Source organism: Hydrogenophaga taeniospiralis CCUG 15921, assembly GCF_001592305.1.
Classification (GTDB): Bacteria; Pseudomonadota; Gammaproteobacteria; order Burkholderiales; family Burkholderiaceae_C; genus Hydrogenophaga; species Hydrogenophaga taeniospiralis.
In genome coordinates, this window is record NZ_BCWR01000001.1 from 122,842 (window position 1) to 140,209 (window position 17,368).

14 protein-coding genes are annotated in these 17,368 nt (G+C 67.3%); 7 read left to right on the top strand and 7 right to left on the bottom strand.

Annotation, left to right across the window (positions count from 1 at the left end; translation table 11 throughout):
• The first annotated feature begins 53 nt into the window (after positions 1–53).
• The 3 genes from HTA01S_RS25475 to HTA01S_RS00615 are packed head-to-tail and all read left to right on the top strand — an operon-like array spanning position 54 to position 4,892.
• Positions 54–1,823 carry an adenylate/guanylate cyclase domain-containing protein gene (locus HTA01S_RS25475; RefSeq protein ID WP_169804732.1) on the top strand — a complete coding sequence of 590 codons (1,770 nt, stop codon included), beginning with the start codon at positions 54–56 and terminating at the stop codon, positions 1,821–1,823.
• A gap of 17 nt (positions 1,824–1,840) precedes the next feature.
• Positions 1,841–2,926: a phosphatase PAP2 family protein gene (locus tag HTA01S_RS25480; RefSeq protein ID WP_068166324.1), complete on the top strand. Its 1,086-nt coding sequence runs from the start codon at positions 1,841–1,843 to the stop codon at positions 2,924–2,926.
• A gap of 31 nt (positions 2,927–2,957) precedes the next feature.
• Positions 2,958–4,892, top strand: coding sequence for a S8/S53 family peptidase (locus HTA01S_RS00615; protein ID WP_068166326.1), 1,935 nt, complete (start codon positions 2,958–2,960; stop codon positions 4,890–4,892).
• Between the two features lie 135 nt (positions 4,893–5,027).
• On the opposite strand, the gene HTA01S_RS00620 is transcribed toward HTA01S_RS00615, so the two are convergent.
• The 4 genes from HTA01S_RS00620 to HTA01S_RS00635 all read right to left on the bottom strand — a co-directional run bounded on the left by HTA01S_RS00620 (position 5,028) and on the right by HTA01S_RS00635 (position 9,452).
• Positions 5,028–5,678, bottom strand: coding sequence for a Crp/Fnr family transcriptional regulator (locus tag HTA01S_RS00620; protein WP_068166328.1), 651 nt, complete (start codon positions 5,676–5,678; stop codon positions 5,028–5,030).
• A gap of 6 nt (positions 5,679–5,684) precedes the next feature.
• On the bottom strand, positions 5,685–6,380 hold the full coding sequence (locus tag HTA01S_RS00625; RefSeq protein WP_068166332.1) for a helix-turn-helix transcriptional regulator: 696 nt from the start codon (positions 6,378–6,380) through the stop codon (positions 5,685–5,687).
• A gap of 115 nt (positions 6,381–6,495) precedes the next feature.
• A complete protein-coding gene (locus HTA01S_RS00630) occupies positions 6,496–8,205 on the bottom strand; it encodes a thiamine pyrophosphate-binding protein (RefSeq protein ID WP_068166335.1) in 1,710 nt (569 codons plus the stop codon).
• Positions 8,202–9,452, bottom strand: a complete 1,251-nt coding sequence (locus HTA01S_RS00635; RefSeq protein WP_068166336.1) for an MFS transporter — start codon at positions 9,450–9,452, stop codon at positions 8,202–8,204. The genes HTA01S_RS00630 and HTA01S_RS00635 overlap by 4 nt, the downstream gene beginning before the upstream one ends.
• An 88-nt stretch (positions 9,453–9,540) precedes the next feature.
• On the opposite strand from HTA01S_RS00635, the gene HTA01S_RS00640 reads away from it, so the two are divergent.
• A complete protein-coding gene (locus tag HTA01S_RS00640; protein ID WP_068166339.1) occupies positions 9,541–10,389 on the top strand; it encodes an AraC family transcriptional regulator in 849 nt (282 codons plus the stop codon).
• A gap of 23 nt (positions 10,390–10,412) precedes the next feature.
• On the opposite strand, the gene HTA01S_RS00645 is transcribed toward HTA01S_RS00640, so the two are convergent.
• Positions 10,413–12,881: a DUF1631 family protein gene (locus tag HTA01S_RS00645; protein ID WP_068166342.1), complete on the bottom strand. Its 2,469-nt coding sequence runs from the start codon at positions 12,879–12,881 to the stop codon at positions 10,413–10,415.
• 288 nt (positions 12,882–13,169) lie between these two features.
• Between HTA01S_RS00645 and HTA01S_RS00650 the strand changes: the two genes are divergently transcribed.
• Positions 13,170–13,421, top strand: coding sequence for a hypothetical protein (locus HTA01S_RS00650; RefSeq protein ID WP_157571919.1), 252 nt, complete (start codon positions 13,170–13,172; stop codon positions 13,419–13,421).
• Positions 13,422–13,468: 47 nt separating this feature from the next.
• Here the strand turns inward: HTA01S_RS00650 and HTA01S_RS00655 are convergent, their stop codons facing one another.
• Both HTA01S_RS00655 and HTA01S_RS00660 read right to left on the bottom strand, forming a co-directional pair.
• Positions 13,469–14,908, bottom strand: a complete 1,440-nt coding sequence (locus HTA01S_RS00655) for a coniferyl aldehyde dehydrogenase (RefSeq protein ID WP_157571920.1) — start codon at positions 14,906–14,908, stop codon at positions 13,469–13,471.
• A gap of 64 nt (positions 14,909–14,972) precedes the next feature.
• Positions 14,973–15,692 (bottom strand): GntR family transcriptional regulator, encoded by a 720-nt coding sequence (locus HTA01S_RS00660; protein ID WP_068166347.1) that lies wholly within the window; start codon positions 15,690–15,692, stop codon positions 14,973–14,975.
• A gap of 113 nt (positions 15,693–15,805) precedes the next feature.
• On the opposite strand from HTA01S_RS00660, the gene dctP reads away from it, so the two are divergent.
• On the top strand, positions 15,806–16,810 hold the full coding sequence (dctP, locus tag HTA01S_RS00665) for a TRAP transporter substrate-binding protein DctP (RefSeq protein ID WP_068166355.1): 1,005 nt from the start codon (positions 15,806–15,808) through the stop codon (positions 16,808–16,810).
• On the top strand, positions 16,800–17,339 hold the full coding sequence (locus HTA01S_RS00670) for a TRAP transporter small permease subunit (protein WP_218017291.1): 540 nt from the start codon (positions 16,800–16,802) through the stop codon (positions 17,337–17,339). Before dctP ends, HTA01S_RS00670 begins: the two co-directional genes overlap by 11 nt.
• Positions 17,340–17,368 lie beyond the last annotated feature (29 nt).

The window sequence follows — 17,368 nt, forward strand, 5'->3', positions numbered from 1 at the left end:
AGAGCCCGCAACCGATTCGCCCCCCACTCCTTGCCGCAGACGAGGAGGTGGTCGTGCCGCCGCTGCCCGAGCAGCAGCACAAGGTCGTGCTGGTGATGGACCTGGTCGAATCGGTACGGCTCATGGCCGACAACGAGGCCGAGGTCGTGAGCCAGTGGCGCGGCTTCATGCACCACGCCGCCACTCAGGTGCTGCCCACATGCCGGGGCCGCTTGGTCAAGAGCCTGGGCGACGGCCTGCTGGTCGAGTTCGAGCACCCCACCGACGCCGTGCGGGCCGCACTGGCGCTGCACCGGTACTTCGCGCCCATCAACCGCCGCCTGCCCCTGAGCCAGCAGCTGCACCTGCGCGCCGGCATCAACGCCACCGATCTGTACGCCGACGAAAACGACGTCTACGGCCATGGTGTGAACCTCGCCGCGCGCATCACCGATCTGGCCTCGCCCGGTGACACCCTGGTCACCGCGAGCGTGTTCGACGGCATCGTGATCGGCGTCGACGCCGAGGTGGAAGACTGTGGCGAGAGCTACCTCAAACATTGGCCGGAGCCGGTACGCACCTGGCGGCTCTACCCCGTCAGCCACGGCTCAGCCGCAGTGCGCCCGCGGGTGCCAGAAGGGGTGCCGACCGACTTTCGCCCGTCGATCGCCGTGGTGCCGTTCGAAACGCGCAGCCACACGAGCGAACAGTTCGTCATCGGCGAACTGATCGCCGACGGCGTGATCGCCCAACTCTCGCGCAGCCAGGACTTGCGCGTGATCTCCCGCCTCTCCACCACCGCCTTTCGTGGACGCCAAAGCACCACCGAAGAGATCGGCCAGCGGCTGGACGCGGCCTTTGTGCTGGGCGGCAGCTACGTCACCCTGGGCGACAAGGTCGTCATCATGGCCGAGCTGTCCGACAACAAGCGTGGCGAAGTGATCTGGGCCGAGCGGCTCACGGGCGATACCCACGATCTGCTGGAGGCCCAGAGCGGCCTGCTCGATGCCCTGAGCGCCGCCTGCGCCAAGGCCCTGCTCAACGATCTGGTGCAGCGCACCCTGGTGCTGCCCGTGCCCCAGCTCGACAGCAATGCGCTCATGCTCGGTGGCATCACGCTCATGCATCGCTCCACGCCGCGCGACCTGCAGCGCAGCCACCAACTGCTTGAAGCCGTGGTGGCACGGCACCGGCGCGTGGCCACGCCCTGGGCCTGGCTGGCCAAATGGCACATCATGCAGGTGGTGCAAGGCCTCTCGGGCGAACCCGCCAAAGACTTCCAGCGTGCCATCGACACCGCCGACCGTGCGCTCGACCTGGAGCCCGCCAGCTCGCTGGCCATGGCCATCAAAGGCCATGCGCTGTGCCACTTGGGCAAGGACGTGGACGCCTCGCACCGCCTGCTGCAGGAGGCCACCCAGAGCAACCCGAACGACGCCATGGCCTGGCTGTACAACAGCGTGTGGTCGCAGATGTGGGGAACACCCAAGGATTCGATGGTCGAAGCAGAAAACGCCCTGCACCTCTCGCCACTCGATCCGCAGAAATACTATTTCGAGATGATGTTGGCAACCAGCTATGCCGCCATGGAGCAATGGGAACGTGCCATCGAGCTCTGCCGTGCATCCCTGCTGAAAAATCGATACCACCTACCCACGATAAGAACCCTGCTGATCGCCCAACACGAACTTGGCTATGCAGAGGATGCAAAGGAAACCTTTGCCCTCTTGATGCAACTGCAACCCCAATTGACGGTACAGCAGTATCTAGCGGCAGGAGGCAAAAGTCCTTTGCGACAGCGGGTCGCGAAAGCGCTGACCAGTCTCGGTCTACGAATGCACTAACCAACAGGAGAGTCGAAATGAGTGGAGGAATCAGCGGGGGCATCAGTGGAGGCATCAGTGGAGGCATCAGCGGGGGCATCAGCGGGGGCATCAGCAGCGCAGTAGTCTCCTCCGACGCCCTCATCCTCAGCCGAGCAGCCATTGTCGGCCCCTTCACCGGGGCGTCCCTGCACGCTACCGAACCCGGGTTCGACAAACCCGCCAACCTCAAGCTCTGGGCCGACGGACCGCGCATCACGGCCTGCTTCACCGAGCTGGTCGAGGGCCTGCTCTTTCGCACCCGCAACGGCCCCAAGGAAGCGCTGCTGGAGTTCGCCAACCTGCAGGCCAATACCATCCAGCGCAAACCGCTCGTGTGCCTGCGCGCACCCACCAAGGCCCAGTTCAAGAAACAGCTCGATCTGGTCGCGGCCTACGCCGATCTGCGCGCCGACCGCGCGGCCGAAGTTGTGGCGCAGCTGACGCCGCCGCTGGCGTTCTGGTCGTCCATGGTCGGCCTGACGGCACACCGCCACCCGAAGACCCTGCAGCTGCTGGACCTGGTCTTTTCGCTCTGTGTTCATGTGGAGATGCGCTTCAAGCACACCTTCGCCAGCCTGCGGCCGGAAGCGTTTTCGCCGCAGATCCAGCCCATGATCCAGACCCCCGGCCACGGCAGCTGGCCCAGCGGCCACGCCACCGAAGCCTTTGCCTTCGCAGTCCTGCTGGAAGCGTTGCTCAACGCCGCCTCGGCAGAAGGTGCCACCCCGCCCAACGGCACGGCCAGCCACGAACAGTTGCAGCGCCTGGCCGCACGCATCGCCGTGAACCGCACGGTGGCTGGGGTGCACTTCCCGGTGGACAGCGCGGCTGGCCGCCTGCTCGGCACGGCGCTGGCCGAGTTCCTGGTGGCCCGCGCCACCAGCACACGGGTGCACGAGCGCGGCTTTGATGGCCGCCTGTTCCACGGCCCGAACGGCGAGGCGCTGGACTTCAGCCTGCATCAGAAGATGGAAGGCCCACACCGGCAGCCGGCCTATACACGCTCGGCCACCAGCACGGGCGTGGGCAATGCCCCGCTGCTCGCCTGGCTCTGGGAGGAAGCGATCAAGGAGTGGCAATGAGCGCCGCGGTGTATTGCGCTGGGGTGTCGGAATGAGTGCGCCGGTCTGGCAGCCCCTGCCCACCGGGGAGTTCACCGGCATCGACTGGAGCGCCCCCGGTGCCATCAATGGTCAGGACCCCTACCTCGCCTGGGCTGAGGCCGACCACTTCGCCGGCTACCGTCGGGGCCCCGGCAAGAAGCCACCAAAGTGGTTGCCTATCGTGATCGAGCTCTCGTCGCAGGCCGACGTGCCCGCGCTGGTGGCTGCGTCCAGCACTGCCTGGCTGCAGATTCCCAGGGTGTACCTGAACGTACCCGGCCTGCGTTTTTGCAGCGCCCGCGTGAAGCCGCGTTTTTTCGACAAGCTTCGCAGCGACGACCATCTGCGCAGCCTGATCCAGCGCTTCGAACTCGGCCTGCCGGTGGAGCCGCACACGCATGCGCTGATCGACCCCTGCACGCCCACCAGCCAACCCGCCCCGGCCCATGGCCTGCTGGGCGGCAAGGTGCTGGGTCTGATCGACGGCGGTCTGGCGCTGGCCAACAGCGCCTTTCTGGACCAGCATGGCCGCACGCGCATCCAGCATTTCTGGCGGCAGGACGCCTACCAGAACGGCAACTGGCCCGGCAACCAGCCGCGCCACCGCGAGCCGCTGGACCCGGCGCGCGCCGGCCCCACGCCGCACGACATGGGCTACGGCCACGAACTCTCGGGCACGGCCATCGACGCGGCCATGGCGGCCTACACCCGGCATGGCCAGGTGGACGAAGACGCGCTCTACCAACACCTGCAGCTCTGGGACCTGAGCATGCCCGTCAACCACGGCACCCACGTGATGAGCCTGGCCTGCGGGCCGGGCAATCCGCTGCACCCGATGCACGATGACGCCAGCCGTGCCGATTTGGTGGCCGTGCAGCTTGACTGGTCGAACGTGCTCGACACCTCGGGCGGCGCCATGAACGTGAGCGTGCTCGACGGTTTGATGTACATCCTGGCACGCTGCGCGCCGAGCGCGAAGGTGGTGGTGAACATCAGCTGGGGCACCCTGGCGGGGCCGCACGACGGCAGCTCCATCCTGGAAGCGGCCATGGACCAACTGATCGCCTTGTACGGGGGGCGGTTGCAGATCGCCGTGCCCGCGGGCAACGCCTACCAGAGCCGCACCCACGTCAACGCCACGCTGCAGCCGGACCAGACCTTGCCGCTGCACTGGCGCGTGCAGCCGGACGACCGCACCCAGAGCTTTCTCGAAATCTGGCTGCCCGATGGCGCGCAGGACGTGAAAATCTGCGTGACGCCGCCGGGGCAGACCGAGCCCCTGCCGCAGCGTTGCATGGGCCAGTCGGGCGTATGGACCGGGGACGGGTCGGACCCTTTGTGCGGTCTGATCTACCCCACCAGTTCGGCCCTGGGTAGCCGGGGTACCTGCGTGCTGCTGGCGCTGGAACCCACCTTCAGTCGCAAGCGCTCGGCGGCCACCGCACCGTTTGGCGCCTGGCAGGTCACGCTCATCAACACGGGCTCGACCGACATCACGCTGGACGCCTACATCGAGCGCGACGACGTGGCCATCGGCCAGAACACGGGTGCTCGACAGTCGTATTTTGAAGACGCCCACTACGACACCAGCGGCAACATCGGTTCTTTCGTGGACCACGCGGACGACCCCACGCCGATCCGGCGCAGCGGTACCTTCAACAGCCTGTCCACCGGCCAGAACACCGTGAGCGTGGGTGGCATCCGCCGCCATGCATCGCCCAGCGGGTACTTCGCGCTGTATTCCCCACGCAAGCCCGACCCGGACGCCAGCCGGCCCCAGCGCCCCGGCGTGAAGAAGGTACCCGACACGCTGCAGGTGAGCGACGACAACGTGGCCTTGTGGGGGGTACGCGCCGCGGGCAGCCGCAGCGGCAGCACGGCGCGCCTGGTGGGCACCAGTTCGTCCGCACCGCAAGAAGCGCGCGCCCTGCTCAACGCGCTCTGAACGCCCGATCACCCGGCGTGCGGTCCCCACCTCATGCAACAAAGGCCACCCGGGAACACCGCGGAACCGGCTTTGCCGGGCCGCTGGTGTTGCCCCCTGGGGGGAGGCGCCAAAGGCGCTTCGGGGGGGCGACCTCTACCAGCGCGCCGGTAGGGGCTTGAGCAGCCAGATCCAGCGCTCGCGCACGGCAATGTAGCCGCCGATCTCCAGGTCTTTGAGCAGGCGGCTGACCATCTCGCGCGAACAGGCCAGGTACTGGGCCATCTGCTGGTGGGTCAGGCGCTCTTTCAGGGGGCGTTCACCGTGCTCATCGGGCTCGCGGGCCAGCTCGACCAGGAGGCGCGCCAGGCGGCCATAGACGTCGATCAGGGCCACGCTACGCGCGCTCTCGGTGGCCAGGCGGGCGCGGCGGATCAGCCGGGACATGAGTTCGAGGGCGAATTCGGGGTGGACGGCGATGTAGTCCAGCAGCGTGGCGCGCGAGACCACCGAACAGGTGCTCGCCTCCATGGCTTCGACGTTGGCCGAGCGGGGCCCGCCGTCGAGCGACATTTCGCCCACGTATTCCAGCGGGCCGTAGGTGCCCAGGGTCAGTTCCTTGCCACCGGCATCGGCCAGAAAGGCCCGCAGGCGGCCTTGCAGAACGATGTAGAGGGTGTCGCCGGTGTCGCCTTCCTGGATCAACAGGGCGCCGCGCCGGTAGCGGCGCTGCACGCCCAGCGCCGCCAGTGCTTCAACGTGGGTGCTGGGTGGGGTGTGGGCAGGTTGGGCGGCGGAGGCGGGCATCCGGGGTCATGGTTGTGCGTACTCCGTGGCATTGTGAGGCATGGGCGAGACGATGCGCAAGGCGGGCACCACCGCCGGCAGGCTGTTGACGCGCTGCAACAGCTCGCGGATGCTGCCGCAACCGGTTTTTTCGCGCAAGGCCTTGATCTGGCTGCGCACGGTGGACTGCGCCACCCCGTGCTGGCGCGCGATGTCGGGGATGGACAGGCCCCGGCACAGCCCCAGGAGCACCGACTCTTCGCTCGGGCTCAGGTTCTGCGAGCGGGCGTACATGCGCACGGCCAGGTTTTCGCAGGCACTCTGGCGCGAGAGCGACACCAGCACGCACGGCGCGTCGGTCTCCAGCGGGTGGCTCAGGGGCACGAACGCCATCGAAAAGTCCCTCCCTCCCAGATTCAGCGACACCAGCCGGCGCTGCCCCCGCAGCGCCTGTTCGATGGCCTGCTGGATCTGCGCGGTGAACTCGGTCGTGCGACCCAGCAGGACGTTGCCGTGCGTCATGATGGCGCGCCCGCCGGCCATCTCATGGCGGGCCAGGTGGTTGGCGTGGCGGATGCGGCCGGTGCCGTCGATCACCAGCAGACCGTAGTCCACTTCGTCAAGCACGCGCAGCAGCAGCGACTGCGCCAAATCGTCCCGCGCCGGGGGCGCGATCGTCTGAAGAAAACCACGGTTCGAGAGTTGTTCGTTGGCTTGCCACATGTGAGCGTCCTCCGTCGTGTCGATGGGAGAAGCTTACGAACACGGGCCATGCCACACGAGCGGCCAGTTGCCGGGCTTTCTGTGACTTATTCACGCCTTGTAACAACGCCCCGCCTCAGGCCGGGCGGGATTTTTGTGCGGCCTGGCGAATCGCCGAGAGTGTGCCCCGGGTGGTGATCACCTCGGCGTCGAGCGTCACCTCGATCACCGTCCCGCTGGGCGCGACCAGGGCCCGCAGCAGCGCGGGCTCGAATTCGGCCGTGTGGGTGATGCGCTCAGCCGCATAGCCATAGGCACGCGCCAGGGCGCAGAAGTCGGGGTTGCGCAGGTCCGACCCACTCACGTGGGCCGGGTACTCGCGCTCCTGGTGCATGCGGATGGTGCCGTAGGTGCCGTTGTTGAGCAGCAGCACGATGCTCTTGGCACCGTGCTGCACGGCGGTGGCCAGCTCCTGGCCGTTCATGAGGAAGTCGCCGTCGCCCGCGATGGTGAAGGCGGTGCGCCCGGTGAGGATGGCCGCGCCAATGCCGGCGGGCACGCCGTACCCCATGGCACCGTTGGTGGGCGCGAGCTGGGTCTTGTGACCCTTGACCAGGCCGTGGTAGCGGTAGAAGCGGTGCAGCCACGACGCGAAGTTGCCCGCGCCGTTGGTGAGCACGGCGTCGGCCGGCAGGTGCTGCTGCAGCGTGGCGATGAGGGCCGGCATGTCGATGCTGCCGGGCAGCACGATGCCGCCGTTGGCCGGATCGATGTTGGCCAGGTAGTCGGCGTGGCAGGCCTGCGTCCACTGGCCCCAGGCCACGCCCGGAGGCGCGGTCAATACCTCCAGGCTGCGCGCCGCTGCGTTCATGGTGGCGTTGATGGCCAGCGTGGCTTGGTAGACGCGGTTCAACTCTTCGGCGCTGGCGTGGATGTGCACCAGCTTCTGTTTCGGTACCGGCGCCTCGATCAGCGCATAGCCGCCGGTGGTGGCTTCGCCCAGGCGCGGGCCGATGGCGATCAGCAGGTCGCTCTCGCGCACGCGCTTGGCCAGTGCCGGGTTGATGCCCAGCCCCACGTCGCCCGCGTAGTTGGGGTGGTGGTTGTCGAAACAGTCCTGGAAGCGAAAGGCGTTGGCCACCGGCAGCTGCCAGTTTTCGGCGAAGCGTTGCAAGGCGGCCGCGGCCTGCGATGTCCAGCCACCGCCGCCGGCGATCACCAGCGGGCGCTCGGCCTGCAGCAGCAGTTCGCGCAAGCCGCGCAGCGCGCCCGGGTCGCTCCAGGCCTGCACCGGTTCCACACGCGGCAAGGGCTTGGCGTCCACCGGCTGGGTCAGCATGTCTTCGGGCAGGACCAGCACCACCGGGCCGGGCCGGCCGTTCATGGCGGTGGCGAAGGCGCGCGCCACGTATTCGGGGATGCGGCGCGCATCGTCAATGCGCTCCACACGTTTGGCCATGCCCTTGGTGCTGGGGCCAAAGAAGCTCAGGTAGTCGACTTCCTGGAAAGCCTCGCGGTCGCGTGCATCGCTGGCCACGTCGCCCACGAAGAGCACCATGGGCGTGGAGTCCTGAAAGGCCGTGTGCAGGCCAATGGAGGCGTTGGTCGCGCCAGGACCGCGGGTGACGAAACACACACCGGGGCGCCCGGTGAGCTTGCCCTGGGCTTCGGCCATGAAGGCGGCCCCGCCCTCTTGCCGGTTGATCACGAAACGGATGCGGTCGGCGTGGGCGTGGAAGCCGTCGAGCACGGCGAGGTAGCTTTCACCCGGCACGCCAAAGGCGTGGGTCACGCCCTGGGCGATCAGGCATTCAACGAGCAGGTGTCCAGCGATTTTTTGCGTCATGCCGCCGATTGTGCCGCGCCGGAACCCTGCGGACCGGTACGGCGCCCCACCCCGAGCGCGGCGTACACCGAGATGAAGAGCACCACCGCCGCACCCGCCAGTGTCAGCGTGTACCAGCCGCGGTCCATGAACCCGCCGAACACCATGGGCGAGATGGCGAAGCCCACGTCCAGACCCGAATACACGGTGCCGTAGACACGGCCGGTCGCGCCCTTGGGCGTTGCCTTCTTGATCATCATGTCGCGGCTGGGGCCGCCCACGCCCACCGCAAAACCGGTGGCGGCCAGGGCAACCATGGTGCCCGCCGCACCCAGCCAGCCGGTGGCACAGACCAGCAGCAGCAAGGCGCCACCGGACATGGACAGCGCCACCACGCGGTCGCTCTGCTGGGTATAGGCCGCGACGAAGCCGCCCACCAGCATGCCGAACGCACCGCACAACATGTAGGCGCTGATGGTCAGCGTGGCAGCTTCGACGCTCACGCCGTGCACAGCCTTGAGAATGGAAGGTGCAAAGCTCTGCACCACCGCCAGCGTCATGGTGGACAGCAGGAAAAACGCGAAGCTCCACCACACCACGGGCAGTTTCAGATAGGCCAGATCGGAGCCCTTGGGGGCATCGGGGTGGCGCACATGCGCCTCGGTGCGCAGCTTGTCGCGCTGCCAGAACAGGAGTGCAAGGACCGACGCGTACAGCAGCGCCGCGCAGTAATAGGCCACACGCCAGTCGGCCAGCGCGGTGATGCCGACCAGAAAGGCCGGCGCAAGCGCCCAGCCCAGGTTGCCGGTGAGACCGTGGGTGCTGAACGCGTGCCCCAGGCGTGGCGGCGAGACCCGCTGGTTCAGGATGGTGAAGTCGGCCGGGTGGAACGGCGCATTGCCCAGCCCGGCCAGCGCCGCCACCACGACCAGCCCCGCATAGCCGGTGACTTGCGAAGCGGCCAGCGCGGCCAGCAGAAAACAGCCGATGGCCGCGAACAGTACCGGTCGCGCGCCGAACCGGTCCACCACGAAGCCGGCCAGGGCCTGACCCGAACCCGAGACGACGAAGAAGATGCTCATGAGCAGGCCGACGTCCGAGTAGCTCAGGCCGAAGTCGCGCATGAACACCGGGAACAGCGGCGCGAGCAGCAGATGCGAAAAGTGCGAGGTGGCGTGGGCCAAGCCCACCAGGCCGATGACGCTGGCATCCTGCTTCAGGGGAACGGGGTTGGCGGGCGCGATGGCGCCGAGGGTGGCGGTGTTCATGCGATGAATGGTACGGTTGGTGCTCGGCGGTGTTTTGCGATAAAAAGACAAGTCCTGTCGAATTCCAGCCAAACCACCCCACCCTCCCATGAGACCTCGCCGCCCCCGCCAAGCCGTGCCGGTCGGCGACACCGACCCCTACGCGCCCTCGCCCGAGCGGCCGGTGCGCTGCCGCGCACGCGCCATGGGCCACGACACGCAGTTCGAACCCCACCACCACCCCTGGGGCCAGTTAGCCTACTGCGCCAGTGGGCTGCTGCAGGTCACAGTGTCGGCACCGCCCGACGAAGCCGGCGAGATCCCCGCCTGCGAAACCACCGCCATCGTGCCGCCGTCGCGCGCGGTATGGATTCCGCCGGGTGCGCGCCACGCGGTCACCATGCTTGAAGCCTCGCAGTTGCACACGCTGTACATCGACGCTTCGGTGGTGCCCGACGGCTGGCACCGCTCGCGTGTGCTGGTGGTTTCGCCCCTGCTGCGCGAGCTGGTGCTGGGCATGGACCAGCCACAACACGCCCAGCACACCACCCGCCAGCAGGCCCTGGCCACGCTGGTGCTGGCCGAAATGGCCCATGCGCCCACGCAACCCCTGGGCGTGCCGATGCCCGACCCGCTGCACGGTGACCGCCGCCTGCGAACGCTGTGCGAAGCGGTGCTGAACACGCCGGCGCAACACGCCACGCTGTCGGGCTGGGCGGCCCACAGCGGTGCGAGCGAACGCACGCTGGCGCGCCTGTTTCGCGAGGAACTGGGCATGGGATTCCAGCGCTGGCGCCAGCAAGTGGTGTTGGCCCATGCACTGCCCATGCTGGCGCGGGGCATGCCGGTGGGCCAGGTGGCCGCGGCCAGCGGCTACGCCAGCGACAGCGCGTTCACCGCCATGTTCAAGGCCGCCATGGGCCAGCCTCCCACGCGTTCGATGCGCGGATCACCCTGAAACGGGTTGGTGACCTCAGCCTCTCAGGCCGAGACCGGTTCTTCCGAACGGGCCTGCTGTTCGGCCAGGTTCTTGATGGCCTTGTGCACCACGCCCCGGGAATCGATGGGCCGCAGCAGGCGGCCAGAGATCAGGCGTTCGCAACTGCGCTTGGTCATGGAGTGAGGGCAACCACCACGGCTCACGAACATGAACAGCGTGCCCCGGCTGCTGGCCCAAATCAACTGGGCACGCAACCACTCGCGCCGCGAGTACAGATCGACCCAATCGCCCTCGCGCAGGCCGGCCAGCACCGCCGCGGCGTTGATTTCCTGATCGTCCTCGTGGTCCGGCTGAGAGCTGCCCGCGTCGTCGGTCGCGCCGGCCTGTGTGGGCTCAAGCTCATGCAGTTCGGCGAAATCCGTGGGCACGGTGTCGGCGAAGCCCGCCGCTTCGATCTCATGCCGGCCCAGCCACGGCTGGGCGTTCTGGCGGGGCTTGCGTTGCTCGGGTGTGGCCGGCAAGGTTTCGTCGAGCTCCATCGACATCGAGCTCGTCGATATTTCCAGCGGCGCCGGCGCGGAAGCACTCGCATCACCACGGATGCGCGCGCGCCGCAGACTCAGCGCGGGTTCGTGCAGGCGCATCAGGGCGTCGAAGAAGGGCTTGGTCTCTTCGCGGGTCTTGCCCAGCATGTCCAGACCCGAATGCAGCGTGTTCAGCAGACCGGGAATGATCTGGAACAGCTGGGCCGGGCGCTTGAGCGTCACTTCCTTGCGCACGCTCCACAGCAGGTTGGACACCACCTTGCGGTAGCCCCCCGGATCGGTCTGGCCATCCTGGGCGGACAGTTGGGCCGAAGCGATCACCAGCGACCAGGGGCCGTAGAGGAAGTCGAGAATCACGCCCGGCGCGTGGTCCACGTCCGGTCGCTGGCTCAGGTCCCAGGCCACCTGATCGGCCAGCGCCTGGCGCGCTTCGGCGTGGCGGATCTGCTGCAGGCTGTCGTCCTGCTGCTTGAGCGCCTCCTGGTCCTGCTCGTCCCAACGATGCTGGAGACCGGCCAGGGCGTTCGCAAAGACATCCGGATCCTCGGTCTTCGAGGCATTGAGCTCATTGAACGCCTGCTGCACCGGCAGGAAGAAGCTCTCGAACTCGCTGGCAAACTCGTCGTTGTATTTGAAGCTGCGCTGCGCCACGCTCTCGATCAGGCGGCGCGCCGGGTGGACGTCTTCCCGGAAGAAACGCGGGTTGGCCATGGCCATGCGCAGCAACGCCGGCTCCAGCGCCACCACCGCTTCGCGCACCGGCGCCAACAGCTGCGGGTCCTGGGCCACCTGGTTGACCAGCGTGCGCACCACATCGAGCCCGACCGCCTGCGCCACACGCCGGGCCTTCTGCTTGAGCTCCATGAGCACGCGCGAGCGCTGGTGAGCGGTGGCGTAGTCGCCCCAGTCGCGCTGGCTGAGTTGGGTCGAGATGTCGACTTCGCGCGCCGGCCGGTCCACCACAGGCAGGTCGCGGTACTGGGTGAGGTACTGAGTGCGGTTCTCCAGCACCCTGGACTCGTCGATGCGATCGCTGGCGGCGGCCTGCTCCATGGCCGCGATCTCGCGGTTCACCTGCCTGTAATACGCTGGCTCCAGCGGCTGCTCGTAGCGGCTGTCTTCTCGCTGGAAAAAATCCTGGTACAGCTGCGTCTCGAAACGCGGGCGGATGCGTCCGAGCTGCGGCATGGACGGCAGGCCGGAACCGGCGTCATCCCCAGGCAGGGAATCGAAACCGGTGTCGGGCAGGCTGCGGCCATCGGCACCACGCAAAGCACCCGGGGCCGTGCTTCCCCCGGATCGCCCAGCGCCGGACGGACTCTGCGCGGTCAAGCGCACGCGATAACCCACCTCGCGCACTTGGGCGCGCTGCAGCATCTGTACCAGACGCCCGTACAGGGTCTTGAGCTCACCGCCCAGCGGGCGGCCACAGTGCCGCAACCACAGGGTGCGGATGTCGACGTCGTCCTCGTTCGCGCTGAACATCTCGCGCAGCACACGCACGAAGATCTCGGGGCGCAGCGGGTTCATCTCGGCCCGGATCTGGTCCAGCCCGATCAGCGAGCTCACCAGGGCGTCCAGCACCGACAGTTCCTGCTCCACCAGGGGCTGCACGGACTGCACCAGGCGGGTGGACTCCATCGACTCGGTCACCGCTTCGTCTTCGACGAGCGACAGATAGGTGGATTCCGACAGCGGCATGGGCCGCGAGAACGAGGCATCGAAGTCCTCGCCCTGAAGTGCCTTGCGCAGAAGCTCGGGGTAGGTTCTCACCCAGAGGGGTTTGAGTTGCTGCAGGTGCCACCAAGCGGTGGCCAGGCGGTCGCGCTGTGCGACTTCGCGCCCCTTTTTCTCGGCTTCCTGCAAGCCGACCACCGCCGCATCCACGCAGCGTCCCACCAGTTTGGGCGCTTCTGCGAGCACTTCAGCAAAACACTGCTGCAACAAGGGGGAGTGCACCTTCATGTCTCTCTGTGCGAAGGCCTGGAGGCCCTGGATAAATCAAACTGGTGGATCAAACCGCAGTTATACCTGCCGGATGGCCCACGGACGTGACCATGCCAAAAAAATCACGTTGCAACCCCTTACACCCGCGCCTGCAGTCATAAGAAAGACCTCATGGTGTTGGGCGGGGTGAACAGCAAGACCCCAATGCCCATTCCGGCCAAGCTGTCAACACCCTGTCATACCTGACAGTCAACATGGTGGGCCAGAGGTCAAAATCCGGCCATGGATTCAGGGGGTAAACGAAACATGCAAACGATCATGCGTTGCGCCAAGACAGTGAAGGCCTGGGAAGCCTTGGCACGTCCCGATCTGGTGGGCAAACCGGTCCACTCGCTGTTGTTGATGGTCAACGGGCGGCGCAGCGACCGCGAACTGTCGCTGCTGCTGGGTGACGACGTGACCGGATTGATGCACACGCTGCTCAGGCAGGGCTATCTCCAGCAGACCACGTTGCCGGTGAACGGCGATCCCGACGAAGGCACCAGCACCAGCGCCTGACCCCACCGGTGGTTGCGCACTGCGCGACCACCCACACCGCCCAGGCTTCAGAGCCAGCGCTTGAGCAATCCCATCACCCGATCAAAGCGCGGCCCATAAGGCGGATAGAACAATTGGCCCATGGCCCAGCGCGACTGCACCAGCACCGGCTTTTGCTGGGTGAAGCGCAGGAAGCCGCCCTCACCGTGGTAGGCCCCCCAGCCGCTCTCGCCCACTCCGCCAAAGGGCAGGCCCTCGTGGGCCAGATGCATGAGGGTGTCGTTCACCGTGACGCCGCCGCTGACCGTGTTGTGCAGCAAGCGGTCGCACGATGCGGTGTCGGAACCGAACCAGTACAGCGCCAGCGGGCGGGGCCGCTGGTTGATGAATGTGATGGCCTGGTCCAGCGTGTCGTAGGGCAGCACGGGCAGCACCGGGCCGAAGATCTCTTCGTCCATCAGACGCAGCCCTGGCGCGGGGTCGAAGACCAGCGTCGGGTTCATCTGGCGCGTGCCCGGGGTCTGCCCGGAGGCCATGCCCTGCGGAGCCACGTCCACCACGCGCGCGCCCTGGCTGCGCGCCTCGTCCAGCAGCGCACTGAGGCGGGCGTGATGACGGTCGCTGAGGATGGCCGCGTAGTCGGGGTTGCCCGCGATCTGGGGGAAAAGACGCGCGACGGCCGCTGTGTAGGCCTGTTCGAACGCGGCTTCCTGGCCGCGCGGGAGCAGCACGTAGTCGGGCGCGACACAGGTCTGCCCGGCGTTGAGCAGCTTGCCGTGGGCGATCTTGAGCGCCGCGTCGGACAGGTCGCACGACGCGTCGACCACACAAGGGGACTTGCCGCCCAACTCCAGCGTGGTCGGCGTGAGGTTGGCGGCCGCTGCGGCAGCCACCTTGCGGCCCACGCCGGTGGAGCCGGTGAAGAACAGGTGGTCAAACGGCAGGCTGGCGAAATCGTGCGCCACATCGGCGCCGCCGAGCACCACGCAGAACTCGTCGGCCGCGAAGGCCTGCTGCACCAGCGTGGCCATGAGCGCCGAGGTGTGCGGCGTGAGTTCGCTGGGCTTGAGCATCACGCGGTTGCCCGCGGCCAGCGCGGTGGCGGCCGGGCCGAAGGTGAGCTGCAAGGGGTAGTTCCATGGACCGATGACCCCCACCACGCCCAGCGGCTGGCGCTGGATGTGGGCGCGCGCGGGCAGCAGGTACAGGGGCGTGGTCACGCGTTGCGGTTTCATCCATTGGGGCAGCCGCTTGCTCAGCTGGCCGATGGTGGCGCGCAGCACGAACAGGTCGGCCACTTCGGTGAGCTGGGCCGAGCGCACGCTGAAGTCGGCCTGCACCGCCTCGCACAGCGCGGAGGCATGGGTCTCGATCAGGTCGTGCAGGCGCCCGAGGCGATCACGCCGCAGCGCCAGCGGCACGTCGATCTGCGCGCGGCTGGCGCTGTGCTGCGCGGCGAACAGGGCCTGCAAGGGGATGGTGGGCGGTATCTGGGTCATGGATCTCATGATAGGCCCGCTCACCGCCGCTGGGTAGAGCCCGCGCCCCATCCGGGGCCGTGCCAAAGCGTGCTCAGCCGCCGAGCATTTCCGGCGCCTCAGGCGCACCGGCTGGGGGTCGCGCCACGGGCTGGCGAGCGGTCAGGCTCATGAGGTCGGTGAAGCGCTGGCCCTGGATGAGCACGTGGTCGCGGGCCGCGCTGGCGGCGGCCTCGCCGTCGCCCTGCTGCAGGGCGCGCACGATCTGGCGGTGCTCGTCGAGCGACTGCGCGATGCGGTTGCGCATCTGCAGCTGCAACCGACGGTAGGGCTTGAGCCGGTTCTTGAGGGCCAGCGTCTGCTGCACCAGAAACGGGTTGCCGCAGGCATGGTAGATCAGCTGGTGGAAGTGTTCGTTGGCGTAGTAGTAGGCGTTGGCGTCGTTTGCCGACGCCTGCACTTCGCACTGCGTGAGCGCGTCTTCGATCTCGGTTAGGCGCTGCGCATCGCTGCGCCGCGTGGCCAGGCGCGCGCACATTGCCTCCAGTTCCGCCATCACCTCGAACATCTGGATCAGCTCGGGCATGCCCAGCCGAGAGACATAGGTCCCGCGTTTGGGCAACACCTCGACCAGGCCGCTGGCCTCCAACTGCTGCAGGGCTTCACGCACCGGCGTGCGCGAGACGCCGAAGCGCTCCACCAGTTGCTCGACCTGCACCTGCTCCCCGGGCAGGAGGCGGCCGTTGACGATGTCGTCCTCCAGCTGTTCGCGCACCTGCTGGACACGGGATCTGGGGGGAGCAATGGCGGTCATGGCGGTGTCTCGGGGGAAAATTTGTTCGGGTTAGCCCTAGGCTGGCGGCTTTTTGTTGCATATAACATGCGGCTTCATTTATACAACAACCCTTCCACCACCTGGAGACAAACATGACGAAACCACTCAAGTGGGGCCCGACCGTGATCGCCGCCGCCCTTCTGACCACACTGTCTGCCGGCGCCCAGGCACAGGTGGTCCTCAAGGCCTCGCACCAGTTCCCGGGCGGCAAGGGGGATGTGCGCGACGAGATGGTGCAGATCATTGCGCGCGAGGTGGCCGCGGCCAAGGTGGATCTGGTGATCAAGGTGTTCCCCGGCTCCAGCCTGGTCAAGGCGACCGAGCAGTGGAAGGCCATGCAGACCGGGCAGATCGACATGACGGCCTTCCCGCTGGACTACGCCTCCGGCTCGCATCCGCAATTTGGCGCCACCCTCATGCCCGGCCTGGTCAAGAGCCACGAACACGCGCTGCGCATCAACGCCTCGCCCTTCATGCAGGACATCAAGGCCATCGTCGAACAGGGCGGCGCCAAGGTGCTGGCCGACGCCTGGCTCGCCGGTGCGTTTGGCAGCAAGGGCCGATGCATCCGCAAACCCGAAGACGCCGCGGGTCTGAAAGTCCGCTCGGCCGGTGCCACCTTCGCCCAGATGTGGGCCGGCGCCGGCGCCTCCATCGTGTCCATCCCGTCAAGCGAGGTGTACAGCGCGCTGCAGCAGGGTGTGGCCCAGGGCACGGACACCTCCACGGGCAGCTTCGTCTCGTTCCGCCTGTACGAGCAGCTCAAATGCGTCACCGCCCCGGGCGACAACGCGCTGTGGTTCATGTACGAGCCGGTGCTGATTTCCAAGCGCAGCTGGGACCGCCTCAACGACGCCCAGAAAAAGGCGCTGACGGATGCCTCGAAAAAAGCCGAGGCGTACTTCAACACCGAGTCGAAAAAGCTCGACGACGAGATGGTGAGCACCTTCAAGAAGAACAACGTGGAAGTCGTCACGCTGACCGATGCCGAGGCGCAGGCCTGGCGCGAGGTGGCGCAGAAGACCTCGTACAAGGTCTTCGCCGAGAAGGTGCCGGGCGGCAAGGAACTCATCGAGAAGGCGCTGAGTGTCAAGTGATCCCGGACCCGTGCCGGCCTGGGTGGCGCTGATCCATGGGGCCTCACGCCTGCTCGGCGTGGTGGCCGCCGGGATGATCCTGCTCTCGGTCGGGGTGGTGTGCCAGATGGTGTTCGTGCGGGCCGTGCTCGGGCAGTCGTCGATCTGGCAAACCGAGTTCGTCACCTACTCGCTGGTGGCGGCCACCTTCATCGGTGCACCCTACATCCTGCTCACGCGCGGCCACGTGGCCGTCGACGTGCTGCCGCTGATGCTCTCGCCCGCCCGGCGGCGCCCCCTGCACCTGCTGGGCAGCCTGATCGCGCTGGCCTTCTGCGGTTTCTTCCTCTACGCCTCCTTGCCCTGGTGGCACGAGGCCTGGACCACCGGCCTCACCACCGCATCCATGTGGCGCGCGCGGCTGTGGATTCCCTACCTCGCGGTGCCGGTGGGCCTGGGCCTGTTGTGCCTGCAGCTCCTGACCGACATCTGGATGGTCTGGACGCGGCGCGAACACCCGTTCGGCCTGACCCCGGAGGAGCATCTGTGAGCACTTCTTTCGTTCCTTTGACGGACGAC